Here is a 26,446-nt window from a genome sequence, read left to right on the forward strand (position 1 = left end):
GCGTGACACGCTCCCGCCGCTTCCTTGACCGTCATATCAGGAGTTCGCAATGCCTTTCGATTTGATCTTGCGCGGCGGTCGGGTAATTGACCCATCCCAAAAACTCGACGCCGTGACGGATGTGGCCTTCGCCGGTGGCAAGGTGGCTATGGTCGGAAGCGAGCTCAAGGCCGATCCCGGCACCGACGTGCGCGACGTCTCAGGTTACATCGTCACGCCGGGCCTGATCGATCTGCATACCCATGTTTATTGGGGCGGCACTTCGCTCGGCATCGACGCGGAAGAGTTCTGCCGCACGTCTGGCGTCACGACGGCGGTCGATACCGGCAGCGCCGGCCCGGGGAATTTCGCGGGTTTCCGCAAGCATGTGATCGAGCCGAGCCAGGTCCGCATTCTCGCTTATCTGCACGTCTCGCACGCCGGCATCTTCGGCTTCTCGCATCGCATCATGGTCGGTGAGAGCGAAGAACTGCGGCTGATGAACCCGATCGATGCGGCAAAAGTGGCGGATGAAAACCGGGACCTCATCGTCGGCATCAAGGTGCGGGTCGGCCTCCATTCCTCCGGTACATCGGGGGTCGTGCCGCTCGATATCGCGCTCGAAGTCGCCGAACAGGTCGGCATGCCCTTGATGGCGCATATCGACCATCCGCCGCCGAGCTACGAGGAGGTGCTCGCCCGCCTGCGTCCGGGCGACGTCCTCACCCACGCATTCCGGCCGTTTCCCAATACGCCGGCCACGGCACAGGGCACGGTGAAGCGAGCGGTGCTGGAGGCGCGCGAACGCGGTGTGTTGTTCGACATCGGCCACGGCAAGGGCTCCTTCGCCTTCAAGACTGCACGGGCGATGCTCGCCAACGGTTTCTATCCCGACACCATCTCTTCGGATGTCCATCTGCTGTGCATCGACGGCCCAGCTTTCGATCAGGTGACGACCATGTCCAAGTTCCTGTGCATGGGAATGCCGCTCCCTGACGTGGTTGCCGCTTCAACCGTCAATGCCGCGATGGCGCTGCGGCGTCCCGAACTCGGAAGCCTCAAGCCGGGCAGCGCCGGAGACGCCACCCTGATCTCGATCGCGCAAGGCCAGTTTGACTATGTCGACGTCATCGGCGAGCATCTGATCGGCGACCGCAGGATCGTGTCCGAAGGTGTCGTCATTGGCGGTCGCTGGTGGCACCCGAAACCGTCGGAGAAGTTCAGGGAGCTCGCGGGCCAGAGCTAGCCATAAAAGGACATAATCGCTCAAAAATATGATCGCTTGAAAAGGCATTCTGCTTCATGCTGGGCGAGGGCCCGGCGACGGAATGAGCAGGCGTACTGGCACATCACTTGCAAGAATACAGGGACAGATCACAATCGGTTTGACCGGCCCATTTCACCTCACTTCTTCACCTCCTTTGCGCCGAACCCTCGGCCATTGAAACGGGCGGAATCACTACAAACAACGCCAGACTGGGAGAGCATGATGGATCGCAGGACTGTGTTGAAGGGATTGGCCGGGGTGGGCAGCCTGGCGGCGACGGGCGGCCTTTCGATGCCGGCTCTATCCCAAGGCGCTGCGGCGCGCACCTTGCGCTTCGTGCCGCAGGCCAACCTCGCCAATTTCGATCCGATCTGGGGGACCCAGTATGTGGTGCGCAATGCCGCTGCGATGGTGTGGGACACGCTCTACGGCGTCGACGCCAAACTGCAGCCGCAACGTCAGATGGTCGAGTCCGAGCAGGTGTCCGATGACGGGCTGGTCTGGACCTTCAAGCTTCGGCCGGGGCTGAAGTTCCACGACGGCGAGCCGGTGCGGGCCAAGGACGTGGTGGCGAGCCTGACGCGCTGGTCGGCGCGCGATCCGATGGGACTAATGCTCAAGGCCATCCAGAACGAACTGACCGCCGTCGACGACAAGACGTTCAAATGGTCGCTGAAGCAGCCTTATCCGAAGATGCTGCTGGCGCTGGCCAAGAACAACGCGCCTTGCTCATTCATTATGCCGGAGCGGCTGGCCCAGACCGATCCGTTCAAGCAGATCAACGACTATGTCGGCTCCGGACCGATGAAGTTCGTGAAGGGCGAATGGGTGCCCGGCGCCAAGGCGGTGTTCGAAAAGTTCACGGACTATGTGCCGCGGCAGGAGAAGGCGTCCTGGCTTGCCGGCGGCAAGCAGATGCTGATCGACCGCATCGAATGGGTTGTCATTCCGGATCCGGCCACGGCGGCGGCCGCGTTGCAGAATGGCGAGGTCGATTGGTGGGAAAATCCGCTCTCCGATCTGGTGCCGACGCTGAAGAAGAACCGCAATATCAGTGTCGACATCGCCGACCCGCTCGGCAATATCGGCTCGTTCCGGATGAATCATCTGCATCCGCCCTTCGATAATGTGAAGGCGCGGCGCGCCGTGCTGATGGCGATGAGCCAGGAAGACTACATGCGTGCGGTGGTCGGCGACGACACGGCGCTATGGAAGCCGATACCGGGCTTCTTCACGCCGGATACACCGCTCTATACCGAGCAGGGCGGAGAAATCCTGAAAGGCAAGCGGGATTTCGATGCGGCCAAGAAGCTTCTGGCCGAGAGCGGCTATTCCGGCCAGCCGGTGACATGCGTGGTGGCGCAGGATCAGCCGATCACCAAGGCACAGGGCGATGTCACCGCCGATTTGCTGAAGCGCCTCGGCATGAATGTCGACTTCGTCGCCACGGATTGGGGCACGGTCGGCTCGCGCCGTGCGCAGAAGACCCCTCCGGGACAGGGTGGCTGGCAGATGTTCCACTCCTGGCACGCCGGGGCGGACTGCATCAATCCCGCCGCCTATACGGCGATCCGCGCCAATGGCGAGAAAGCCTGGTTCGGCTGGCCGACAAGCCCGAACGTCGAAAAGGAGGTCGTGAACTGGTTCGAGGCCAAGAGCGTCGATGAAGAGAAGGCCGCGGTGGGCCGTCTCAATCAATCCGCGCTGGAGGACGTCGTGTATGCGCCGACCGGCTTCTTCCTCAGCTACACAGCGTGGCGCAAGAATGTCTCGGGGATTGCCAAGGGGCCGCTGCCGTTCTTCTGGGATGTGTCGAAGACCGCATGACGGCGCGGTAAATCGACATGCTCTCGTATATCCTGCGGCGTATTCTCTCGACCTTGCCCGTGATGGCGATCGTCGCGTTGTTCGTCTTCAGTCTGCTTTACATCGCGCCGGGCGATCCGGCTGCGGTGATCGCGGGCGATCAGGCGAGTCCAGCCGACGTCGAGCGGATACGCCAAAGCCTCGGCCTCGACCGGCCGTTCCTGGTCCAGTTCGGCAGCTGGGTATGGGACATTCTGCACGGGAATCTCGGCACCTCGATCTTCACCAATCTCCCGGTCTCGAAGATGATTGCGCAGCGGATCGAGCCGACGCTTTCGCTGATGGCGATTACGCTGGTGCTGACCATCCTTGTCGCGGTTCCGCTCGGCGTGGTGGCAGCATGGAAGGCGGGAAGCTGGATCGACCGCACCATCATGGCCTTCGCCGTGTTCGCGTTCTCGCTACCGGTGTTTGTGGTCGGATACGTGCTGGCCTACGTGTTCGCGTTGCAGTTCGAATGGCTTCCGGTGCAGGGCTACACGCCGCTGTCCAATGGCGTCTGGCCATGGTTCCAGAATTTGATCCTTCCATCGCTTGCGCTCGGCAGTGTCTACATCGCGCTGATCGCGCGCATTACCCGGGCTTCGATGCTCGAGGTGTTGCAGCAGGATTATGTCCGCACCGCCCGCGCCAAGGGCCTTGACCAGCGCAGCATCCTGTTCGTTCACGCGTTGAAAAACGCGGCCGTTCCGATCGTGACGGTGATCGGCATCGGCATCGCGCTCCTGATCGGCGGCGCTGTCGTGACCGAAAGCGTGTTCGCCATACCAGGCCTTGGCCGGCTGACCATCGATGCAATCCTGCGCCGCGACTATCCGGTCATCCAGGGAATCGTGCTGGTGTTCAGCTTCGTCTATGTGCTCGTCAATCTGATGGTCGACGTGACCTACACCCTGGTTGACCCGAGGATCCGCTATTGACCGTCCTGGACACCAACACAATGCGAGTGCCGCCGGGCCTCGTGGTCGCGCCGCAATTGCCGGATTTGATGGTGCCGGTCAAAATCCGGCGCGGTTTCCTCGGCTTTCTGCGCAATCACCCAACGGTGGCGATCGGCGGCGCATTGCTGATCTTGCTTGTACTGGTCGGAATCCTCGCGCCTTGGCTCTGGACCGTTGACCCGACCGCGATCGCGCCGGCCAGACGCACGCGCGTACCATCTGCGGATTACTGGTTCGGGACCGATCTGCTGGGCCGCGACATCTATTCGCGCGTGATCTACGGCGCGCGGGTCTCGCTCACGGTCGGTATTTCGGTGGCGGTGCTGGCCTCGCTGGCCGGTCTCGCCATCGGCCTCGTCTCCGGCTTCGTGCGATGGGCCGACGGCATCATCATGCGGTTCATGGACGGGCTGATGTCGATCCCGCCGATCCTGCTTGCGGTTGCACTGATGGCGTTGACGCGCGCCAGCGTCGGCAACGTGATCCTGGCGATCACGATAGCCGAAATCCCGCGCGTTTCCCGTCTGGTGCGCAGTGTCGTGCTGTCGCTACGCGAGCAGCCCTATGTCGACGCCGCGACGGCTTCCGGCACCCGAACGCCGATGATCATCCTGCGCCACATCCTGCCCAACACGCTGGCGCCGATGCTGGTGCAGGCGACCTATATCTGCGCCAGCGCCATGATCGTGGAGTCGATCCTGTCTTTTATCGGCGCCGGTACGCCGCCCACCATTCCGTCCTGGGGCAACATCATGGCCGAGGGCAGGGCGCTGTGGCAGATCAAGCCCTACATCGTATTCTTTCCCGCCGCGTTCCTGTCCGTCACCGTGCTTGCCGTCAACCTGCTCGGCGACGGCCTGCGTGACGCGCTCGATCCGCGCATGGCCAAGAGCTTGTAATCTGATGGCATTGCTCGAAGTCGAAAATCTGCAGACCCATTTCCGTACCCCCGAGGGCATCAACCGCGCCGTCGACGGTGTTTCCTTCCATGTCAATGAGGGCGAGACGCTGGCCATCGTCGGCGAATCCGGTTGCGGCAAGTCGGTCACCTCGATGTCGTTGATGCGCTTGATCCCCGAGCCCCCCGGCAAGATCGCAGGCTCGATCCGCTTCCAGGGCAAGGATCTGCTGCAACTCTCCGAGCGCGAAATGCGCGCCATCCGCGGCGACGACATTTCGATGATCTTCCAGGAGCCGATGACAAGCCTCAATCCGGTGCTGACCGTCGGCCGTCAGATCGGCGAGACGCTGCGCCTGCACCAGGGGCTCGACAAGCAGGCCGCAGAGGCCCGCGCCGTCGAGATGCTGAACCTGGTCGGCATCCCGGAGTCGGTGCGGCGCGTGCGCGAATATCCGCATCAGCTTTCCGGCGGCATGCGCCAGCGTGTGATGATCGCGATGGCGCTGGCCTGCAACCCCAAACTCCTGATCGCCGACGAGCCGACCACGGCGCTCGACGTCACGATCCAGGCGCAGATCCTGCAATTGATGCTGGACCTCAAGCGCCGGGTCGGTGCGGCGATCATTCTGGTCACCCATGATCTCGGCGTGGTCGCCGAAATCGCCGAGCGCGTCATGGTGATGTATGCCGGCCGCAAGGTCGAGGAGGCGCCGGTGGCCGAGCTGTTCCGCTCGCCGCGTCATCCCTATACGCAGGGCCTGCTCGGCGCGGTACCCAAGCTCGGCTCCTCGCTGACAGGGGCCGCGCGGCGTCTCGCCGAAATCCCGGGCCAGGTGCCCAGCCTCAAAGGACGGATCGAGGGCTGTGTGTTCGCGGGGCGGTGCGCGCTGGCGACCGATCTCTGCCGGCAGGTCGCGCCAGGTCTTGAAGAGAAGGGCCCCCGCCATATCGCAGCCTGTCACTATGCCGCCAAGGAGGCGGCTGCGGCATGAGTATCCCGTTGCTGCAGGTCAACGATCTCAAGAAGCATTTTCCGGTTCGCGGCGGTTTGTTCAGCCGCAAGTCCAAATGGGTCTATGCGGTGGACGGCGTGTCCTTTGAGGTCGCGCGCGGCGAGACGCTGTCGCTGGTCGGCGAGTCCGGTTGCGGCAAGTCGACGGTCGGACGCGCGATCCTGCGCCTGTTCGACATCACGGCAGGCCAGGTGGTGCTCGACGGGCAGCGTATCGACGACGCCTCACCCGCAGCCCTGCGCAGCATGCGCCGCCGCGTGCAGGTGGTGTTCCAGGATCCGTTCTCCAGCCTCAATCCGCGCATGCGCGTGCGCGATATCCTGGCCGAGCCGATCCGCAATTTTGGTCTCGCCAAATCTTCCGCCGAACTCGAGGCCAAGGTTGCGGCGCTGATGGACACCGTGCGCCTGCCGCGTGACGCGCTGGGCCGCCGGCCGCACGAATTCTCGGGCGGCCAGCGCCAGCGCATCGGCATCGCCCGTGCATTGGCGGCGGAGCCCGAACTGATTGTCTGCGACGAGGCGGTCTCGGCGCTCGACGTCTCGGTCAAGGCGCAGATCGTCAATCTGCTGCAGGACCTGCAGCGCGAGTTCGGCCTCGCGCTGCTCTTCATCAGCCACGATCTGGCGATCGTCGAGCACATGACGCACCGCGTCGCCGTGATGTATCTCGGCAAGATCGTCGAGATGGCGCCCCGGCAGCAGATCTTCACCGCGCCCAGGCATCCCTACACCAAGGCGTTGCTGTCGGCGGTGCCGGTGCCGGAGCCTGGGGCGATCCGCAACCCGATCATCCTGAAGGGCGACGTGCCGAGCCCGATCAATCCGCCGAGCGGTTGCCGATTCCACACCAGGTGTCCGTACGTGTTCGATCGCTGCCGGACCGAGGAGCCGAAACTGCGATCGGTTGCCGACGACCAGTGGGCCGCGTGTCATCTCGACGCACTGCCGGTCTGATCGCTTCGAAGGGCTTCATGAATCGTCTGGCAAATCTGAAGCGATTGGGGTTCTTCACGCGGCTGCTCGACGACGTGGGTCCGGCGGAACGATATCGCCTCGCGGCAGCGCAGATCGTCCACGCGGAAACAGCAGGTCTTGATTCCGCATGGATCGCGCAGCACCATTTTCATGAGGCTGAGGGCGGGCTTCCGGCGCCCTTTGCTTTTCTCGGCTTCGTCGCGGCACAGACGTCCCGTATTCGCCTCGGCACCGGCATCGTTACCCTGCCGCTGGAAAATCCCGTACGGGTGGCGGAGGACGCTGCGGTCCTCGACCTGTTATCGAACGGCCGTTTTGAGCTTGGTGTCGGCACCGGCGGAAACCCGTCGGCCTTTGCCGCCTTTGGGCTGGACAGCGCGCAACGCGCGGAGATTTTTGCCGACAACCTCGACGTCGTCCGCACCGCCCTGGCCGGCGCGGCGCTGGCCGGTGGCGATACGCTTTATCCACCGAGGCCGCAATTGTGCGACCGGATCTGGCAGGCGACCTTTTCTGTGAGCGGTGGGGCGAGGGCCGGCAAAGCGGGCGACGGCTTGCTGTTGTCGCGAACGCAGCCACGATCCAAGGAAGCTCCGCACGCGTCGCTTGCCGAGATTCAACACCCCATCATCGACGCCTATCTCGCCGCACTGCCGCCGGGGCGCGAGCCTCGGATCATGGCATCGCGCAGTATCTTCGCCGCTGACGATCGCGCCGAAGCGCTGCGGCTGGCCGACATCGGATTGCGGCGTGCGCGCGCGAGCTTCATCGCAGGCGGTCATGCCCCGCCGGGGGAAGCGTTGAGCGACATGATCACCGCATTCGATACCCATGTCGGGACGCCCAATGATGTCATCGCTTCGCTTCGCGCCGACAGCATTTTGGAGCGGGTGACTGATCTTGTGTTTCAGGCGCATTCGGTCGACCCGCCGCACCCGTTCATTCTGCGATCCATCGAGCTGGTCGCGGAAAGAGTTGCGCCGGCACTGGGGTGGACGAAAGGGACCATATCGAGCCCGGACACAGAATCGCGAAAACAACCCCATGCAAAGAAAGATCGTCCAGGGTTCGAGGTGTTATAACACCATTCGCGGTGCGGAAATCAGCAAGGCAGCGAACGTCCGTCAGGCGTCAACCGCCACCTTCAATGCCTCGGCTCGGATCTCCTCCACCAGCCGTTCCTTCAGCTGGACGAATTCGGGCGCGGTCTTGATCTTGTAGGATCGCGGGTGGGGCAGGTCGACCGCGATCTCGGTCTTGATGCGGCCCGGGCGGGCGCTCATGACGATGACGCGGCTGCCGAGGAAGATGGCCTCCTCGATATCATGGGTGACGAACAGTACGGTCTTCTGATCGCGCTCCCAGATGCCGAGCAGCATTTCCTGCATCAGCACGCGGGTCTGATTGTCGAGTGCGCCGAACGGCTCGTCGAGCAGCAGGATCTTCGGATCGTTGGCAAGCGCACGCGCGATCGCCGTGCGCTGCTGCATGCCGCCGGAGAGTTGCTTCGGCCAGTGATTTTCAAAGCCGGACAAGCCGACCCGTTGAATAAATCCATCGGCGATCTTGCCGCGTTCGGCCTCGGAAATTCCGCGCTCGCGCAGCCCGAACGCGATGTTCTCGCGCACCGTCAGCCACGGGAACAGCGTGTAGGACTGAAACACCATGCCGCGATCCGCGCCGGGGCCCGTTACCTCCTGCCCGTCGAGAACGACGCGGCCGCTGGTCGGCCGGTCGAGCCCGGCGATGATGCGCAGCAGCGTGGATTTTCCGCAGCCCGAGGGCCCAAGGATGGTGACGAAGTCGTTGTTGCCGACGTCGAGATTGGTCGGCTCCAGCGCCCGTGTCGGCGCATTGCCCTGGCGCGCAGGGAAGGTGCGCGAGACCTGATCGATCTTGAGCGTGGTCACGCCAGTCTCCACGGAAACAGCCAGGCGTTGAAGGCCTTGAACAGGAAGTCCGAGATGAGGCCGATTAGCCCGATGACGATGATGCCGAAGATGATCTGCCCGGTGTTGAGCAGCGCCTGGCTGTCGGTGATCATGTGGCCGATGCCCGAGGATGAGCCGATGAGTTCGGCGACAATGACGTAGGTCCACGCCCACCCCAGAACGAGCCGGAGTATTTCCGCGATCTCGGGAGCGGACGACGGCAGCAGGACGCGGCGGATGATACCGCTGTCGCCGGCACCCAGCGTATAGGCGGCTTCAACGAGATCGCGCCTCGTGTTGCCGACGTTGACGGCGATCATCAGGATGATCTGGAACACCGAGCCGATGAAAATCACCAGCAGCTTCTGCAGTTCGCCGATGCCCGCCCACAGGATCAACAGCGGGATGAAAGCCGAGGCGGGCAGGTAACGGGCGAACGAAACGAACGGCTCGAGAAAAGCCTCGATCGGCTTGTAAGCGCCCATCAGCACACCGAGCGGCACCGCGATGATGGCCGCGAGAACAAAACCGCCGATCACCCGCCATATCGTCATTCCGATATCGTACAGGAAGCCGTGCTTGATCAGCAGTTCCCAGCCTTCCTGCAACATGGTCAGCGGGTTGGCGAGAAACGTTTTCGAGACGTAGCCTCCAAACGTGGCCCATGCCCACAGGGCAACGAACAGCACGAAGAACGCCAAGCCATAGGCCACGCGCTGCTTCGATGTCACGGGATCGAGGGGTCTTATCAAAGGCTAATCCTCAAGGCGGAGCGCAGTGCGCGAAAGGTCCCGCTTCCAGATCGCGAAGCGGGACCGTCGCGGCGTCGCCTGGTCTACTTGATGAAGCTCGCGTCAAAGAGGTCTTCGGTCTTCGGGATCGCTTTGATGATACCGATCTCGAGCAGCAGCTCGCCGGCTTCCTTGGTGAAAACCTGGAACTCGCCTGCGAAGAATTTCTGGTTCGCAGCCTTGTCCTGCCAGCGCAGGTATTTTGCCGAATTGCCGAACTGCTCGCCGGACTGCTTCACGTCCGAGCCCATGATCTCGTACGACTTGGCCTGGTCTTTTTCGATCAGCGCCACGGCCTCGAAATAGCTGTCAGCCAGCGCTTGCGCGGCTTTCGGATTGTCGGTCAGGAATTTCGGCGTGCAGCCGAACGTGTCCATGATCATCGGATAGTCGAGCGTGGTGGCGATGATCTTGCCCTTGTCCGGCGCGGCACGCACCGTCGAGAGGTAAGGCTCATACGTCATCGCGGCATCGTTCTGGCCGGCCACGAAGGCTTGGGCGGCCGCGGCGGGCTCCAGGTTCACCACCGTCACGTCCTTGACCTTGAGACCATTCTTCTTGAGCATCCAGGCCAGGGTGAAATAGGGGGCGGTGCCGGGTGCGGACGCAGCGACCGTCTTGCCCTTCAGATCCTTGATCGCGGCGACGTCGTTTCGTGTGGCCATGCCGTCAGCGCCGTAGCTCTTGTCGAGCTGGAAGATCTGCTTGGTCGCGACGCCATTGGCATTCCAGGAAATCCAGGTTTCCACCGTGGTCGCCGCGCATTGGATGTCACCTGACGCAATGGCCAGGTGGCGATCTTTTTGCGGGATCTTCTTGATCGTCACGTCGAGGCCGTTCTTCTTGAAGATGCCCGCCTGGTTTGCGAGCGTGAGCGGTGCAAAGCCGGTCCATCCCGAGATGCCGATGCCGACCTTTACGTCCTGCGCGACGGCTGGTGCCGACACCAGGAGAGCGGCGGTGGCGGCGAATACTCTAAAACTAAGCATGGCTGTATCCCTTTTCTGGTTCATGGATGGCGTCTTGCTCGTCTGTGCAGCGTTGCTGCTTTGTTTATTGCTGTTGCATAAATTGTGCCGGACCCTATGCGCATTGATATCCCTCTCAGCCGCCCTTGAAGCGGGCAACCAGCTTGTGGGACTCGCCCGGATAAACGAGCCTCACGGCCGTTAGTGTCCGTGCACTGCGCCAGGTGTGGCGGTCGATCACGAGGCAGGGCGCACCGATCGCAATGTCCAGTGCGGCTGCGGCCTTGTCGTCGGCCACGATAGCGCTGATCGAATGCTCTGCTTCCGTCCATGGGACATGGTGAAGCAACCACGTGCCGGGCGGTTCGACCGCAAAATCGGCCGTGGCGGCTTCAGGCACCGCGTCGAGATCGATCAGCCTGTCCTCGATCGCGAACGGCACGCCATCGGCGCTGTGACGACAGGCAATCGCGATCACTTTCCCGGTTTTCCGCACACCGAGACGCGCGCGGTCGGCGGCATTTGCAGCGCGGCGCAAGCACTGGATCAGCTGATAGCCATAGCTGCGGCCGAGCGCGGTGATCTCCGCTCGGATGTCGGGAATCGTCAGGACTGCTGACAGAAATTTGGGACGGCGTACAAAGGTGCCGGCCCGCCGCCGCCGCTCGATGAGATCGGCTTGCGCCAGTTCCGACAGGGCCTTGCTCACGGTCATTCGCGCGCATCCATAGTGCGCCATGAGTTCGTGTTCGAACGGGATGCGGTGACCCGGCGGCCATTCACCGGTCAGGATGCGCCGTTCGATGTCGAGGCGTATCTGCTTGTACAGCGTCGGCTTGTCGGCTGTCTGGTGTTTGTCGCGATCGATCGAGAGGCTCATGCGACGAGCCTTCGCACGGCCGCATTGAAGGTCTCGCGCGCCTTCTGGCGAAGCCGGTGATGCCCGCCTTCAACGAGCTTGCTGCCGCCCGCCCAGACACAGTCGATGGCATCAGCATTGGCCGCAAAAATCCAACCGTCGAGGACGGCATCCCTGCGGCGCCCGGCGAGCGAGGGATGCGCGGTGTCGAGCGTGACGATATCGGCGCGCGCGCCTGCCAGAATTCCTGTGGTCGGTTGTGCGAGCGCCTGGGCGCCGCCGGCCAGCGCGGCGTCGAACAGCGCCCGTCCGGTCGAAATACCTGGACCGCCGGACAACACATTGCGCTCGCGGTGTTTGAGCCGCTGGCCATATTCGAGCTGGCGCAGTTCGTCGGCGACGCCGACGAGGACGTTGGAATCGGTGCCGACGCCGAAACGGCCGCCTGCGTCGAGGAATTCGCGCGCCGGAAAAATGCCGTCGCCAAGGCTTGCTTCGGTGATCGGGCAGAGCCCTGCGACGGCGCCGCTTTTGGCAAGCGCGGCGATCTCGGTCGCGGTGGTGTGCGTCGCATGGATCAGGCACCAGCGCCGATCAACGGCTGTATGTTCGAGCAGCCACTCGACCGGCCGCCGGCCCGACCACGCGATGCATTCCTCTACTTCTTTGGTCTGTTCGGCGGCGTGGATATGGACCGGCCCGCCCTCGGCCAACGGCACGATGGCCGCCAGTTCGTCCGGCGTCACGGCGCGCAGGCTGTGCGGAGCGATACCGACGTTGGCCCCGGGCAATTCGCGAAGGGCCCGCTTTGTAGCGTCAATCAGTTTGGCAAACTGGTCGACCGAACAGATGAACCGGCGCTGGCCGGCATGGGGCGGGGCGCCACCAAAGGAGCTGTGCGCGTAGAAACTCGGCAGCAGGGTGAGTCCGATGCCGGTGGCCTCGGCGGCTTGCGCAATTCGCGTCGTCATCTCGGCCGGATTGGAATAGGGCGTGCCGTCGTGGTCGTGATGGAGATAGTGGAATTCCCCGACGCGCGTAAAACCTTGCTCCAGCATCTCAACATAGAGCAACGTTGCGACGGCTTCGGCATCGTCGGGGGTCATATCAAGCGCAAAGCGATACATCGTCTCGCGCCATGTCCAGAAGGTATCGGCGGTATTGCCGCGTGTTTCGGCAAGGCCCGCCATGCCGCGCTGGAACGCGTGGCTATGCAGGCTCGCTATTCCCGGGATGGCCAGCTGGTGGCGTTCATCTTCGGCTTCCGGCGCCGCGCCGGCGGTAACCTTGGTGATGATCCCATTGCTCACAACGACTTGCACGTCATCGGCCCACCCGGATGGGAGCAGCGCTGACGCGAAATGCAGAGTGGACATGTTTTCCAAACCGGCTGGACAGAACACCGGCACGATAATATGTATAGACATATCGTCCCGTCAAGCTTCTGCCGTTGAGGGAATGCTGCATGGCCGAGCGCTTTGATCGAATTTGGAAGAATGCCCGGCTCGCCACCATCAGGGAGGATCTGCCCGACCTCGGCCTGATCGAGCAGGGCGTGATCGCCGCGCGGGATGGCCGCATCGTCTTTGCCGGCAGCCGTTCCGATTTTCCATCTGACGCCGATGCGGCTGAGCGGATCGATTGTGCGGGGCGCTGGATCACGCCGGGACTGATCGATTGTCATACCCATCTGGTGTTCGGTGGAAACCGCGCCCATGAGTTCGAGCTGCGGCTGCAGGGCGCAAGCTACGAAGAGATCGCGCGCGCGGGCGGCGGCATTGTCTCGACGGTCGCCGCGACGCGGGCGTCCAGCGAGGCTGAACTCGTTGCCGGTGCGCTACCGCGGTTAGATGCGCTGATCGGTGAGGGCGTGACGACGGTCGAAATCAAGTCCGGCTACGGGCTCAACACCGAAACCGAAATGCGGCAGCTGTCAGCTGCGCGTGCGGTAGGGCGCGACCGCCCAGTCAGCATCCGAACCACGTTTCTCGGCGCGCACGCACTGCCTCCGGAAGCCGATGGCGACAAGGATCGCTACATCGAGCTTGTTTGCCGTGAGATGCTGCCGGCGGTGGCGCAGGCCGGACTTGCGGACGCCGTCGACGCCTTCATGGAAGGCATCGCTTTTTCGGGCGAACAAACGGCGCGGGTGTTTCGTGCGGCCAAGGCGCTGGGACTGCCGGTCAAACTGCATGCCGATCAACTGTCGAACCTCGGCGGCGCGGCCCTTGCTGCGGAATTCTCCGCTCTGTCCGCCGATCATCTGGAGCACACGGATGAAGCCGGCGCCGCTGATATGGCGCGGGCTGGCACGGTGGCCGTCCTGCTGCCGGGCGCGTTCTATTTCATTCGCGAAATCACAAAACCGCCGGTCGAACTGTTCCGTGCCCACGGCGTCAACATGGCGCTCGCGACCGACTGCAATCCCGGCAGTTCGCCGCTGACCTCGCTCCTGCTGGCCATGAATATGGGCGCGACGCTGTTCCGGATGACTGTTGCCGAATGCCTCGCCGGTGTGACGCGGGAAGGGGCACGCGCACTCGGCATTCTCAATGAGACCGGCACGCTCGTAACAGGCAAATGGTGCGATCTGGCGATCTGGGATATCGAACGGCCCGCCGAGCTCGTCTACCGGATGGGCTTCAACCCGTTGCACACAAGGGTTTGGAGGGGACGATGAGCGACCGCGTCGCATCCATTGTTGTTTCGCCCGGCAGGGTTGGCCTCGACGATCTGGCGCAGGTGCTTGCTGGCGCGGCCGTCGTGCTCGAGCCATCGTTCTGGCCCCGCGTCGAGGCGGCTTCGGCCATCGTTGCGAAGGCCGCGGGCGCTGACGTTCCGGCGTACGGCATCAATACCGGGTTCGGAAAACTGGCGTCGAAGCGAATTCCTCCGGACCAGACGACGCTGCTGCAGCGAAACCTGATCGTATCGCATTGTTGTGGCGTAGGGGCGCCGACGCCGGAGCCGATCGTGCGCCTCATGATGGCGCTGAAGATCGTCTCTCTGGGTCGGGGAGCGTCAGGTGTTCGCCGCGACATCATCGAGCAACTGCAGGCCATGCTGGCGCGGGGCGTTTATCCGCTGGTGCCGCAGCAGGGATCGGTGGGCGCGTCGGGCGATCTGGCACCGCTGGCGCATATGACCGCCGTCATGATCGGTGAGGGGCAGGCACTCATGGATGGCAAGGTCGTGCCCGGCCTTGATGCGCTGACCGCCGCCGGCCTCTCGCCGGTGACGCTCGGGCCGAAGGAAGGGCTCGCTTTGATCAACGGCACGCAGTTTTCGACGGCCTATGCCATTTCCGGACTGTTGCGAGCCTATAGCCTGCTCTGCGCGACGCTGGTGACCGGCGCGTTGTCGGTCGATGCGGCGATGGCTTCGACGGCGCCGTTTCGCGCCGAGATCCAGCAATTGCGCGGACATGCCGGGCAAATCGCCGCCGGGGCGGCGCTGACAGCCTTGCTTGATGGCAGCGACATCAGGAACTCGCATCTGGAAGGCGACGAGCGGGTGCAGGATCCGTATTGCCTGCGCTGCCAGCCGCAAGTGGCCGGCGCCGCGCTTGATCTCCTGACGCAAGCCGCCCGCACATTGACGATTGAGGCCAACGCGGTCACCGACAATCCGCTGGTGCTGGTAGAGAGCGGAGAGATCGTCTCGGGTGGAAATTTTCACGCCGAGCCGGTCGCGTTCGCCGCTGACCAGATTGCGCTGGCCTTGTCGGAGATCGGCGCGATCAGTGAACGGCGCATCGCTACGCTGGTTGATCCTGCGCTGAACTTTGGTCTGCCGCCATTCCTTACCCCGGATCCCGGCATCAATTCCGGCTTCATGATTGCCGAAGTGACGGCGGCCGCACTTTATGCCGAGAACAAGCAACGTGCCGCGGCCTGCTCGATCGATTCGACACCGACCAGCGCCAACCAGGAAGACCATGTGTCGATGGCCGCGCACGCCGCGCGCCGGTTATCCGACATGGCGGATAATCTTGCGACCATTCTCGGCATTGAGCTGCTGGTGGCGGCGCAGGGCATCGGGCTGCGCGCGCCGCATACGACCAGCCCCGCACTTGCCGCGGTGATTGCTACGCTGCGCGAGCAAGTACCGGCGCTCGGTGGCGATCGCTACATGGCCGACGACATTGCGAAAGCAACGGCGCTGGTCGCAGCCGGTGCATTGCCACCAGCCGCGATTTCGATTCTCAACAACAACCCGTTTCCAATGCTTGCCTGAACAAGACTTACCTAAACAAGACTTGCCTCAACAAGACTTGCCGAGAAAGGTCATCTGTCATGAACCGCCGACTGGACAACGACCGCATCATCCGATCGCCGCAGGGGTCCGAGATCAGCGCCAAGAGCTGGCTCACCGAAGCGCCGCTGCGGATGCTGATGAACAATCTAGATCCTGACGTTGCTGAACGGCCGAGCGAACTCGTCGTCTATGGCGGCATTGGCCGCGCAGCCCGCGACTGGGACAGCTTTGACCGGATCGTTGCGTCACTGCGCAAGCTGGAAGGCGACCAGACGCTGGTCGTTCAATCGGGCAAGCCGGTTGGAATTTTCCGCACCCATGCTGATGCGCCGCGCGTGCTGATCGCGAATTCGAACATCGTGCCGCATTGGGCAACGCTCGATCATTTCAACGAACTCGACAAGCTGGGCTTGATGATGTTCGGCCAGATGACCGCCGGCTCCTGGATCTACATCGGCAGTCAGGGCATCGTGCAGGGGACGTACGAGACCTTTGTCGAGGTGGGCCGACGGCATTACGGCGGCAGCCTCGCCGGCAAGTGGATCCTGACCGCAGGGCTCGGTGGAATGGGCGGCGCCCAACCGCTTGCCGCGACGATGGCCGGTGCGTCGATGCTCGCGGTCGAATGCCAGCCGAGCCGCATCGAGATGCGGTTGCGCACGGGTTACCTCGACCGTCAGGCCGCCACGCTCGATGAGGCACTCGCGATCATGGCGGAGGCGGCGCAGAGCAAAAAGCCGGTCTCGGTCGGCTTGCTCGGCAATGCCGCGGATATTTTTCCCGAGCTGGTGCGCCGCGGCGTCAGGCCCGACATCGTCACCGACCAGACCAGCGCGCACGATCCGATCAACGGTTATCTGCCGAAGGGATGGACGCTCGCGGAGTGGGCGTCGAAGCGCGAGGCCGACCCGAAAGCGGTGGAGGCGGCGGCCAAAACCTCCATGGTCGGCCACGTCCAGGCCATGCTGGATTTCCACGCCCAGGGCATTCCGACGCTCGACTACGGCAACAACATCCGCCAGATGGCGAAGGACATGGGATTGAAGAACGCGTTCGATTTCCCCGGCTTCGTTCCGGCCTATATCCGTCCGCTGTTCTGCCGAGGCGTCGGACCATTCCGGTGGGCGGCGCTATCGGGGGATCCCGAAGACATTTTCCGCACCGATGCCAAGGTCAAGGAGCTGATGCCTAACGACAAGCATCTGCACAACTGGCTCGACATGGCCCGCGCGAGGATCAAGTTCCAGGGCCTCCCGGCGCGGATCTGCTGGGTCGGACTTGGCGATCGCCACCGGTTGGGTCTCGCGTTCAACGAAATGGTGGCAAGCGGCGAGCTGAAGGCGCCCATCGTGATCGGTCGCGATCATCTCGACAGCGGCTCGGTGGCGAGCCCGAACCGCGAAACCGAAGCGATGCGCGACGGCTCGGATGCGGTGTCCGACTGGCCGCTGCTCAATGCGCTGCTCAATTGTGCGAGCGGAGCCACGTGGGTCTCGCTGCATCATGGCGGCGGCGTCGGTATCGGCTATTCGCAGCACGCCGGCATGGTGATCGTCGCTGACGGTACGCCGGAAGCTGCGCGCCGCCTCGAGCGGGTGCTTTGGAATGACCCGGCGACGGGGGTCATGCGCCATGCCGATGCTGGATATGAGAGCGCGATCGAGTGTGCAGGGATCAACGGTCTCGATCTGCCTAGCCTGACGTCGTAGCTCGGAGTCCTCACTGAGGCACGATGCCCGCTTTCGGTAGCGAGCGGAAACCGGGACGATGCGGTCGACCGGAACAAGAAAGTCATACTAATATGATAATATGCTATACAAGGCCTGCAGGGTGTGGCATGGGGGACATCGCGCCAGCTTGATCTTGCCCGAAGAGGCGGGACGGTCCGCATAGGGAGCGAAACCAGCCATGACACTCAAAGACCTGTCATGAGGTCCGACCGGGTTGTGATTGCGCCAGGCCGCGGTCATTTCAGCCAGGTTGAAGTGACCCGGACGATCGGGATCGACATCATTGTCGGCCGCTATCCGGAAGGCGCCAGCTTGCCGCGGGATGCGGAGCTGACGGCCATGTTCGACGTCTCGCGCACCGTATTGCGTGAAAGCGTCAAGACGTTGTCCGCCAAGGGATTGCTCAACGCCAAGGCGGGCGTCGGCACGCGGGTCAGGGAACGTTCGGCCTGGAACATGTTCGATCCCGACGTGCTCGGCTGGCACCTCGAAGCCGGGATCGACAAGCGGTTTCTCCGTGATCTCGCCGACATTCGCCTCGCCGTCGAACCGCATGCCGCGGCCCTCGCCGCCGAGCGACGGGCGGATGATGCGATCGCTCAGCTGCGCGACAGCATTGCCAAAATGCGCAGCTTTGCTTCTGATTCAATTGAATTTGCTGACGCCGATCTTCGGCTGCACCTCGACATCGCGACCAGTTCGGCCAACCCGTTCATGCGATCGATCGGTGCCGTGATCGAGGCGGCATTGCGCGCGTCGTTTCGGCTGAGCGCGCCGACCGAGGAGCGGGAGCGCGAACTCACCATCGCAGCCCACGAACGAATTGTCGACGCAATCGCCGAGCGGAATGCCGAGGCGGCTTCCGCGGCGATGAAGGAAGTCATCTTCAACGGCCTGCGTCGTCACGGCGCGGCTGGCTAAGGAAAGCGGAGAATGGTTATGGCAGGTTCCACCGTCGAGCGAGCTTATAGAGGCGTGTTTCCGGTCGTCCCGACGGTGTTCGACGGCGACGGCCGGCTCGATCTCGACGGCCAGAAACGTGCCGTCGATTGCATGATCGATGCCGGCTCGCAGGGACTGTGCATCCTCGCCAACTTCTCCGAGCAGTTCGTGTTGACCGACGCCGAACGTGACACGGTGCTCGACGCCGTATTGAAGCATGTTGCGGGACGCGTCCCCGTCATCGTCACGACCACGCATTTTGCTTCGCACATCTGCGCCGAACGTTCGCGGCGAGCCCAGCAGGCGGGCGCCGCCATGGTGATGGTGATGCCGCCCTATCATGGCGCGACCATCCGGGTCGGGGAAAACGCCATCTATGAGTTTTTCCGCACCGTTTCGGATGCGATCTCGATTCCGATCATGATCCAGGATGCGCCGGTCGCCGGCACGGCACTGTCGGCGGCCTTTCTCGCCCGCATGGCGCGCGAGCTTGAGAACATCGCCTATTTCAAGATCGAGACGCCGCAGGCCGCCGCCAAGCTGCGCGATTTGATCGTGCTCGGTGGCGCGGCGATCGAAGGTCCGTGGGACGGCGAGGAGGCGATCACGCTGATGGCCGACCTCGATGCCGGTGCGACTGGCGCCATGACCGGCGGCGGTTATCCCGACGGCATTCGCCAGATCACCGATCCGTATTTCGCCGGCCGACGCGCCGAAGCGGTTGCAGCCTATGAACGTTGGCTCCCGCTGATCAATTATGAAAACCGTCAGTGCGGTCTGATCGCATGCAAGGCGCTGATGAAGGAAGGCGGCGTCATCCGACACGAAACCGTCCGGCTTCCGCTCCAGCCGCTGCATCCGGCCGTTCGGGCCGGGCTGATCGAAATCGCGCGCCCGCTGAATCCGCTCGTGCTGCGCTGGGGCAAGTGAGCCGCTGACATCGTTCCTCGAACGTCGAGAAGAGTTGACGTGACCACCATTCGCATTGCCATCGTCGGCCTCGGCAAGATCGCCAGGGATCAGCATATCCCGGCGATATCAGGCACCGACGGCATCGAACTTGCGGCGATCGCCAGCCGCAATGCTTCGATCGACGGGATCGTGCATTTTGCGACGCTCGACGAACTGCTGGGCGCCAAACTCGATATTGATGCCGTTGCGCTCTGCACGCCGCCCCAGGCGCGCCATGCGCAGGCGGCGGCTGCGTTGAAGGCCGGCAAGCATGTGCTGCTCGAGAAGCCGCCGGGCGCCACTATCAGTGAACTCGATCCGCTGGTCGCTGCGGCCAGGCAAACCGGACGAACGCTGTTTGCAACCTGGCATTCGCGTTTTGCGCCGGCCGTCGAACCCGCGCGCGCTTTCCTCGCTGGCCGCCAGATCAAATCCGTTGTTGTTGAATGGAAGGAGGATGTCAGAGTCTGGCATCCCGGCCAGGCCTGGATCTGGGAGCCGGGCGGACTTGGCGTGTTCGATCCCGGCATCAACGCGCTCTCGATCCTGACCCGCATCCTGCCGCGGCCGTTCTTTCTGACGGAGGCCGAGTTGTCCTTCCCGCGCAATCGCGCGGCGCCGATCGCGGCCGATCTCGTCTTTTCGGACGAGACGGGGCTTCCGATCCGGGCGGAGTTCGACTGGCGCCAGACCGGCCCGCAGACCTGGGACATCCGGGTCGAGACCGATGCCGGGCGGTTGACGCTCTCTTCCGGTGGCAGCCATCTCTCGCATGATGGCCATGTCCTGGTTGACGAAAAGCAGGCGGAGTATCGCGGCATCTATCGGCGTTTCGTCGAACTGATCGCAAGCGGTGCGTCCGATGTCGATCTGTCGCCGCTGGTCCATGTCGCTGATGGCTTCATGCTCGGCCGGCGCCGCGACGTCGAACCATTCATCGAGGTATGACGTGACGCAATCAGGCCAATCACAGACGGCGAAGATTGCTTGCGAGATATTCGGGCATCTTCCGGACGGCACCGCGATCGAAATGGTGCGGCTGCGCGGCGACGATGGCTTTGAGGTGCGTCTCATCACCTATGGCGCGGCGCTGCAGTCGATCTTCGTGCCTGACCGGGCCGGGCGCCTTGCCGATGTCGTCCTCGGCCGCGATGACCTTGCAGGCTATCTCGCGGTTCGGCGTTTCCTTGGCGCCACGGTCGGGCGCTATGCCAACCGGATCGCGGGCGGCACGTTCGAACTGGATGCCGAGCGCTTTCAGCTGCCCACCAATGACGGAGCCAATGCGCTTCATGGCGGGCTATCAGGCTTCGATCGCAAACCATGGACCATCACGGCGATGGGTGAAGACCCGTCGCCGTTCGTCACGCTGTCCTATGTCAGTCCTGATGGCGAGGAGGGTTATCCCGGCACGCTGAAGACCGAGATTACCTATCGCATTTCCGGTGGCAGCGAGCTTTCGCTCGAATTCTCAGGGGTGACCGACAAGCCGACCATCGTCAATCTGACCAACCACAGCTTCTTCAACCTCGCCGGCGTCGAGTCCGGTGGCGACGTGCTCGATCATCATCTGACCATCGCGGCGGACAAATATCTGCCGATTAGTGCCGCCGGCATTCCGTTGGGCGCGCCCGGCAAGGTCGATGCAACGCCGTTTGATTTTCGAAAATCCTGTCCTGTCGGCGCCCGCCTGCGCGATGCGACCGAACAGGTTCAGATCCGGCAAGGCTACGACCACAATTTCTGTCTGCCCGGCGGCGCGACCACCGAGCCGCGCTTTGCCGCCCGCGTGGAAGACCCGAGCTCGGGCCGGGTTCTCGAACTCTGGACCAACCAGCCCGGCGTCCAGTTCTATTCCGGCAATTTTCTCGACGGGTCCGTGACCGGCAAGTATGGCCGCGTTCACCGACAATATGACGCGCTCTGTTTGGAACCACAGGTCTATCCTGACACGCCAAACCGTCCCGATTTTCCATCGGCGCGGCTCGATCCCGGGCAGACCTATCGTCACACGTCGCTGTATCGATTTTCGGTGAGCAAGGTTGCAGGGGAATAAAGGAGCTCGCGTGGAAGAAGTCGGCACCAGCATCCTGAGCGATTGGCATTGCCATCTCGGCGAGGGCTGCACCTATGATGCGGCGACCGACACCGCATGGTGGTTCGATATCATCGAGCGCAAATTGTTTCAGGCCGACCTTGCATCTGGCGCGGTGACTTCGCACGCGCTTCCACTGATGGCCAGCGTCCTGGTGTTCATCGACGACCAGCGCCAATTGCTTGCGACCGAGAATGGGCTCTATGTTCGCGACATCGCGGATGGCCGCCTCACGCTTCATATGCCGCTCGAAGCGGACAATGCGGCAACCCGCTCCAACGACGGACGCGTTCATCCCTGCGGCTCGCTCTGGATCGGGACCATGGGCCGCAACGCAGAAAAGGGAGCCGGCGCGATCTATCGCTTCTTCCGCGGCGAACTGCTTCGGATCTATGCCGACATTAGCATCCCGAACGCAATCTGCTTTTCGCCCGACGGCGCCACGGCCTATTTCACCGACAGCAGCGAGGGGGTCCTTTACCGCGTCGCCATCGATCCGACGAATGCGGTGCCGATCGGAGACCCCGAGACACTCTATGATAACAGGGGCGGGCCAGGCGGCCTGGATGGCGCCGTGGTCGATGCTGAAGGGTTGATCTGGAATGCGCGCTGGGGCGGATCCTGCATCGACGTCTACACCCCAGGAGGCGATCGGGTTCGCACCATCGGGATTCCGGCGAAGCAGCCGAGCTGCCCGGTCTTTGTCGGCCGGAATTTCGCTTCGCTGCTGGTCACCACGGCCTGGGAAGGCATGGACGAGCATGCCAGGGCTGCCGACCCGCACCACGGCCAAACCTTCGTTCTCGACGTCGGCGCACGGGGGCGGCCGGAACCTCGCATCAGGCTCGGTTCGACATGATGGGTCGCTTTACGATACGGCGCATGAGCGCTGCATGTACTTGCGGAACCACAAGGTGTGACCGATCATCCGTTCACGTCTCCGCCGACCCGACGTTCCCCAATGATGCGCCGATACGTTACCGGCGCCAAAAGCAAACCGCTGATAACGCGGCGATTAACGCTCAACACCTGGGAGTGAAACATGAAACTACTCAAATCTGCCCTATCGGCCATCCTGCTCGGCGCGGTCGCCCTTGCGGAGCCCGCGCTCGCGCAAACCAAGCCCACTGTCGGCATCGCCATGCCCACCAAGGCTTCGGCGCGCTGGATCGATGACGGCAACAATATCGTCAAGGTGCTGAAGGAGCGCGGTTACAATACCGACCTGCAATACGCCGAAGACGATATTCCGAACCAGCTCTCTCAGATCGAGAACATGGTGACCAAGGGCGCCAAGGTCCTGGTGATCGCTTCGATCGACGGCACCACCCTGTCGGATGTGCTCAAGCAGGCCAAGGACAAGGGCATCACCGTGATCGCCTACGACCGGTTGATCCGCGACACCCCCAACGTCGACTACTATGCGACCTTCGACAATTTCCAGGTCGGCGTGCAGCAAGCGCAGTCGATCGAGGGAGGGCTGAAGCTGAAGGAAGGCAAAGGCCCGTTCAACATCGAGCTGTTCGGCGGCTCACCCGACGACAACAACGCCTATTTCTTCTACAACGGTGCGATGTCGGTGCTGCAGCCCTATATCGACAGCGGCAAGCTCGTGGTCGTGAGCAAGCAGATGGGAATGGACAAGGTCTCGACGCTGCGCTGGGACGGCGCCACGGCGCAGGCGAGGATGGATAATCTGCTCAGCGCGTTCTACACCACCAAGCGGGTCGATGCGGTGCTTTCGCCCTATGACGGCCTTTCGATCGGCATCCTGTCGTCGCTCAAGGGCGTCGGCTACGGTAGCGGCAATATGCCGATGCCGATCGTGAGCGGTCAGGACGCCGAAGTGCCTTCGATCAAATCGATGCTGCGCGGCGAGCAATACTCCACGATCTTCAAGGATACCCGCGACCTTGCCAAGGTCACCGCCGACATGGTGGACGCGGCGTTGAGCGGCAAGACCGTCACGGTCAACGACACCACCACCTACAAGAATGGTGTCAAGGTCGTGCCGTCCTATTTGCTCAAGCCTGTCGTCGTCGACAAGACCAATTGGGAGAAAATCCTGATCGACGGCGGTTATTACAAGAAGGCGCAAATCAACTAAGACGAGTTGTGACAAAGCGGATGGCCGTGGCAAAAGTGCGAAGCGCGTGCCCCGGCCATCCCTGTCTTACTGCCTGTTCCAGGGAATTTGAATGGCCACATTGCTTGAAATGCGCGGTATCGGCAAAGCCTTCGCCGGCGTCAAAGCGCTCGACGACGTCAATTTTACCGTGAGGCAAGGCGAGATCCACGCGCTGGTGGGCGAGAACGGCGCCGGCAAATCGACCTTGATGAAGGTGCTGAGCGGCGTCTATCCCGATGGCAGCTATGACGGCAGCATCATCTATGACGGCCAGGAGCGCCACTTCCGCGACATCAATGATTCCGAGGCGCTCGGCATCATCATCATTCATCAGGAGCTTGCGCTGATCCCGCTGCTCTCGATCGCGGAGAATATCTTCATTGCCAATCCGCCGTCGCGCTTCGGTATGATCGATCGCGACGCAGTCTACCGGCGGTCGCAGCAGCTGCTGGCGAAGGTGGGGCTCAATGAGGCGCCGGACACGCTGGTCACCGATATCGGCGTCGGCAAGCAGCAGCTGGTGGAGATCGCCAAGGCGCTGTCCAAGGAAGTGCGCCTTCTGATTCTCGACGAGCCGACCGCGAGCCTCAACGAAAGCGACAGCGCGGCGCTGCTGGACCTTCTGCTCGAGTTCCGCTCCCACGGCATGTCCGCGGTCCTGATCTCGCACAAGCTCAACGAGGTAGCCCGCGTCGCGGACCGCATTACGGTGCTGCGGGATGGCCGGACTGTCGATACGCTGGATTGTGAACTGGGCGCGGTCGAGGAAGATCGCATCATCCGCAAGATGGTGGACCGGGATCTGGAGCATCGTTTCCCCAAGCGGGAGCCTGCGATAGGCGAGGTGGTGTTCAAGGTCGAGAACTGGTCGGTCTATCATCCCCAGCATGCCGATCGGCAAGTCATCAAGAATGTGGACTTCCAGGTTCGGCGTGGCGAGATCGTCGGCATCGCCGGCTTGATGGGCGCAGGGCGCACCGAATTCGCCATGAGCCTGTTCGGCCGCTCCTGGGGCCGCAACATCACGGGCCGCGCTCTGCTGCATGGTCGCGAAATCGACCTCTCGACCGTGAGCCGCGCTATCGACGCCGGTCTGGCCTACGTCACCGAGGACCGCAAGCAGCTCGGCCTGCTGCTCGCCGAAGACGTGCGCAAGAACATCACGCTTGCCAATCTCGATAGTGTCGCAGCCGGCCGCATCATCGACGACATCAAGGAGTTGCAGGTGGCGAGCGATTATCGCAACCGGATGCGCATCCGCTGTTCTGATGTCTATCAGACGTCCGGCAACCTGTCCGGCGGCAACCAACAAAAGGTGGTGCTGTCGAAATGGCTGTTCACCGATCCGGAAATCCTGATCCTGGACGAGCCGACCCGCGGTATCGACATCGGCGCCAAATATGAGATCTATTGCATCATCAATGAGCTGGCCGATGCCGGCAAGGCGGTCATCGTGATCTCGTCGGAAATGCCGGAATTGCTCGGGATCTGTGACCGCATCTGCGTCATGAACGGAGGAGCCTTTGTCGGCGAGTTCGATCGCGCCGAGGCGACGCAGGAAAAAATCATGCGGGTCATCGTGCGCAAGGGCGAACAACTGGTCGACAGAGACCTGGAACGAAAGCTGGAAGAGAAGTTGTTGGGAGAGGCGCATCCATGAGCGATAACACCGTGATGCTTCCCGAGGCGCGCAAGCATGCGGGCTTTCTCAAGGCCAATCTGCGCGAATACGGCATGTTGTTGTCGCTGTTCGCGATCATGCTGTTCTTCGAGATCGTTACCGACGGCACGCTGCTGCGTCCGCTCAACCTCACCAATCTGGTGCTGCAGAACAGCTATATCGTGATCATGGCGCTCGGCATGCTCTTGGTCATCGTCACCGGCCACATCGATCTGTCGGTCGGATCGGTCGCGGGTTTCATCGGCGCGATCGCCGCGGTGCTGATGGTACGTTACGGCATGCATTTCATTCCAGCCGCGATCATCTGCCTCGCGCTCGGTGGACTGATCGGCGCGGCGCAGGGCTATTGGGTCGCCTATTTCAAGATTCCGTCCTTTATCGTCACGCTGGCCGGCATGCTGGTGTTCAAGGGGCTGGCGCTGGCGGTGTTGCAAGGTCAATCGGTCGGCCCGTTCTCACCGACGTTCCAGAAACTTTCCTCCGGTTTCATTCCTGAATTGTTTCCCGGCGCCGGCTCGCTTAACCCGACGTCGCTATTGATCGGCGCCGTGCTGGCGCTTTGCCTGGTGTATGTCAGCGTCACGACGCGCGCCCGGCGCGCAAGCCATGGCGTCGAGGTCGAGCCGACCGCGTTCTTTGTGCTCAAGAACGCAGTCCTGTTCGGCGTGGTGATGTATTTCACCTATCTGATCGCTTCGCATCGGGGTCTCCCCAACGTACTGGTGATCATGATCGCGCTGATCGCACTCTATGGTTTCGTCACCGCGCGAACCACCATTGGCCGGCAGATCTATGCCGTCGGCGGCAACGAAAAGGCGGCCAAGCTTTCCGGCATCAAGACTGAACGGCTGACCTTCCTCACCTTCGTCAACATGGGTGTGCTGGCCGCGCTCGCCGGCCTGGTGTTCGCGGCAAGGCTCAACACCGCCACACCAAAGGCCGGGGTCGGCTTCGAGCTCGACGTGATCGCCGCCTGCTTCATCGGTGGGGCCTCGGCCTATGGCGGTGTCGGGCGGGTCGCCGGCGCCGTGATCGGCGCGCTGATCATGGGAGTGATGAACAATGGCATGTCGATTCTCGGCATCGGGATCGACTACCAGCAGGTGATCAAGGGCCTCGTGTTGCTGGGCGCGGTATGTCTTGACGTCTACAACCAGCGACGCTGAGGT

23 protein-coding genes are annotated in these 26,446 nt (G+C 62.7%); 18 read left to right on the forward strand and 5 right to left on the reverse strand.

Annotation, left to right across the window (positions count from 1 at the left end; genetic code table 11):
• Window positions 1-49 precede the first annotated feature (49 nt).
• From JQ641_RS16670 to JQ641_RS16700, 7 genes are all read left to right on the forward strand, one after another.
• Window positions 50-1,225: an amidohydrolase/deacetylase family metallohydrolase gene (locus JQ641_RS16670; protein WP_211997070.1), complete on the forward strand. Its 1,176-nt coding sequence runs from the start codon at window positions 50-52 to the stop codon at window positions 1,223-1,225.
• Window positions 1,226-1,468: 243 nt separating this feature from the next.
• On the forward strand, window positions 1,469-3,073 hold the full coding sequence (locus tag JQ641_RS16675) for an ABC transporter substrate-binding protein (protein WP_211997071.1): 1,605 nt from the start codon (window positions 1,469-1,471) through the stop codon (window positions 3,071-3,073).
• Between the two features lie 17 nt (window positions 3,074-3,090).
• Window positions 3,091-4,032: an ABC transporter permease gene (locus tag JQ641_RS16680; protein ID WP_211997072.1), complete on the forward strand. Its 942-nt coding sequence runs from the start codon at window positions 3,091-3,093 to the stop codon at window positions 4,030-4,032.
• Between the two features lie 20 nt (window positions 4,033-4,052).
• Window positions 4,053-4,952 (forward strand): ABC transporter permease, encoded by a 900-nt coding sequence (locus JQ641_RS16685; protein ID WP_211997073.1) that lies wholly within the window; start codon window positions 4,053-4,055, stop codon window positions 4,950-4,952.
• A gap of 4 nt (window positions 4,953-4,956) precedes the next feature.
• Entirely contained in the window at window positions 4,957-5,946 is a 990-nt protein-coding gene (locus tag JQ641_RS16690; RefSeq protein WP_211997074.1) for an ABC transporter ATP-binding protein, read from the forward strand.
• Entirely contained in the window at window positions 5,943-6,923 is a 981-nt protein-coding gene (locus JQ641_RS16695; RefSeq protein WP_211997075.1) for an ABC transporter ATP-binding protein, read from the forward strand. Before JQ641_RS16690 ends, JQ641_RS16695 begins: the two co-directional genes overlap by 4 nt.
• A gap of 17 nt (window positions 6,924-6,940) precedes the next feature.
• Window positions 6,941-8,026: a putative FMN-dependent luciferase-like monooxygenase gene (locus JQ641_RS16700; RefSeq protein ID WP_211997151.1), complete on the forward strand. Its 1,086-nt coding sequence runs from the start codon at window positions 6,941-6,943 to the stop codon at window positions 8,024-8,026.
• A 42-nt stretch (window positions 8,027-8,068) separates the two neighbouring features.
• Here JQ641_RS16700 and JQ641_RS16705 read toward each other — a convergent pair whose 3' ends face one another.
• The 5 genes from JQ641_RS16705 to JQ641_RS16725 all read right to left on the reverse strand — a co-directional run bounded on the left by JQ641_RS16705 (window position 8,069) and on the right by JQ641_RS16725 (window position 12,869).
• The gene (locus tag JQ641_RS16705; RefSeq protein ID WP_211997076.1) at window positions 8,069-8,854 is read right to left on the reverse strand and encodes an ABC transporter ATP-binding protein; all 786 of its coding nucleotides are present in this window, start codon (window positions 8,852-8,854) and stop codon (window positions 8,069-8,071) included.
• The gene (locus tag JQ641_RS16710) at window positions 8,851-9,624 is read right to left on the reverse strand and encodes an ABC transporter permease (protein ID WP_211997152.1); all 774 of its coding nucleotides are present in this window, start codon (window positions 9,622-9,624) and stop codon (window positions 8,851-8,853) included. The genes JQ641_RS16705 and JQ641_RS16710 overlap by 4 nt, the downstream gene beginning before the upstream one ends.
• Before the next feature lie 86 nt (window positions 9,625-9,710).
• On the reverse strand, window positions 9,711-10,655 hold the full coding sequence (locus JQ641_RS16715; protein WP_211997077.1) for an ABC transporter substrate-binding protein: 945 nt from the start codon (window positions 10,653-10,655) through the stop codon (window positions 9,711-9,713).
• 115 nt (window positions 10,656-10,770) lie between these two features.
• Complete coding sequence (gene hutC, locus JQ641_RS16720) at window positions 10,771-11,514, reverse strand: histidine utilization transcriptional repressor HutC (protein WP_211997078.1); 744 nt, start codon at window positions 11,512-11,514, stop codon at window positions 10,771-10,773.
• Entirely contained in the window at window positions 11,511-12,869 is a 1,359-nt protein-coding gene (locus JQ641_RS16725; RefSeq protein WP_211997079.1) for a formimidoylglutamate deiminase, read from the reverse strand. The genes hutC and JQ641_RS16725 overlap by 4 nt, the downstream gene beginning before the upstream one ends.
• Before the next feature lie 89 nt (window positions 12,870-12,958).
• Here JQ641_RS16725 and hutI point away from each other — a divergent pair, with 89 nt between their 5' ends.
• From hutI to mmsB, 11 genes are all read left to right on the forward strand, one after another.
• Window positions 12,959-14,173 (forward strand): imidazolonepropionase, encoded by a 1,215-nt coding sequence (hutI, locus tag JQ641_RS16730; protein WP_211997080.1) that lies wholly within the window; start codon window positions 12,959-12,961, stop codon window positions 14,171-14,173.
• Window positions 14,170-15,729 carry a histidine ammonia-lyase gene (hutH, locus tag JQ641_RS16735; protein ID WP_211997081.1) on the forward strand — a complete coding sequence of 520 codons (1,560 nt, stop codon included), beginning with the start codon at window positions 14,170-14,172 and terminating at the stop codon, window positions 15,727-15,729. Before hutI ends, hutH begins: the two co-directional genes overlap by 4 nt.
• A gap of 59 nt (window positions 15,730-15,788) precedes the next feature.
• Complete coding sequence (hutU, locus tag JQ641_RS16740; RefSeq protein WP_211997082.1) at window positions 15,789-17,459, forward strand: urocanate hydratase; 1,671 nt, start codon at window positions 15,789-15,791, stop codon at window positions 17,457-17,459.
• Between the two features lie 219 nt (window positions 17,460-17,678).
• Window positions 17,679-18,401, forward strand: a complete 723-nt coding sequence (locus tag JQ641_RS16745; RefSeq protein WP_211997083.1) for a FadR/GntR family transcriptional regulator — start codon at window positions 17,679-17,681, stop codon at window positions 18,399-18,401.
• Between the two features lie 18 nt (window positions 18,402-18,419).
• The gene (locus JQ641_RS16750) at window positions 18,420-19,352 is read left to right on the forward strand and encodes a dihydrodipicolinate synthase family protein (protein WP_211997084.1); all 933 of its coding nucleotides are present in this window, start codon (window positions 18,420-18,422) and stop codon (window positions 19,350-19,352) included.
• Between the two features lie 39 nt (window positions 19,353-19,391).
• Window positions 19,392-20,321 carry a Gfo/Idh/MocA family protein gene (locus JQ641_RS16755; protein WP_211997085.1) on the forward strand — a complete coding sequence of 310 codons (930 nt, stop codon included), beginning with the start codon at window positions 19,392-19,394 and terminating at the stop codon, window positions 20,319-20,321.
• Between the two features lies 1 nt (window position 20,322).
• Window positions 20,323-21,429, forward strand: coding sequence for an aldose epimerase family protein (locus JQ641_RS16760; protein ID WP_349628574.1), 1,107 nt, complete (start codon window positions 20,323-20,325; stop codon window positions 21,427-21,429).
• A 10-nt stretch (window positions 21,430-21,439) separates the two neighbouring features.
• The gene (locus JQ641_RS16765) at window positions 21,440-22,327 is read left to right on the forward strand and encodes an SMP-30/gluconolactonase/LRE family protein (RefSeq protein ID WP_211997086.1); all 888 of its coding nucleotides are present in this window, start codon (window positions 21,440-21,442) and stop codon (window positions 22,325-22,327) included.
• Between the two features lie 183 nt (window positions 22,328-22,510).
• Window positions 22,511-23,575: a multiple monosaccharide ABC transporter substrate-binding protein gene (gene chvE, locus JQ641_RS16770; RefSeq protein ID WP_211997087.1), complete on the forward strand. Its 1,065-nt coding sequence runs from the start codon at window positions 22,511-22,513 to the stop codon at window positions 23,573-23,575.
• Between the two features lie 91 nt (window positions 23,576-23,666).
• A complete protein-coding gene (mmsA, locus tag JQ641_RS16775; protein ID WP_211997088.1) occupies window positions 23,667-25,256 on the forward strand; it encodes a multiple monosaccharide ABC transporter ATP-binding protein in 1,590 nt (529 codons plus the stop codon).
• Window positions 25,253-26,443: a multiple monosaccharide ABC transporter permease gene (mmsB, locus tag JQ641_RS16780; RefSeq protein WP_211997089.1), complete on the forward strand. Its 1,191-nt coding sequence runs from the start codon at window positions 25,253-25,255 to the stop codon at window positions 26,441-26,443. The genes mmsA and mmsB overlap by 4 nt, the downstream gene beginning before the upstream one ends.
• Window positions 26,444-26,446 lie beyond the last annotated feature (3 nt).

The sequence above is a fragment of the Bradyrhizobium sp. JYMT SZCCT0180 genome, from assembly GCF_018130165.1.
Taxonomy (GTDB): domain Bacteria; phylum Pseudomonadota; class Alphaproteobacteria; order Rhizobiales; family Xanthobacteraceae; genus Bradyrhizobium.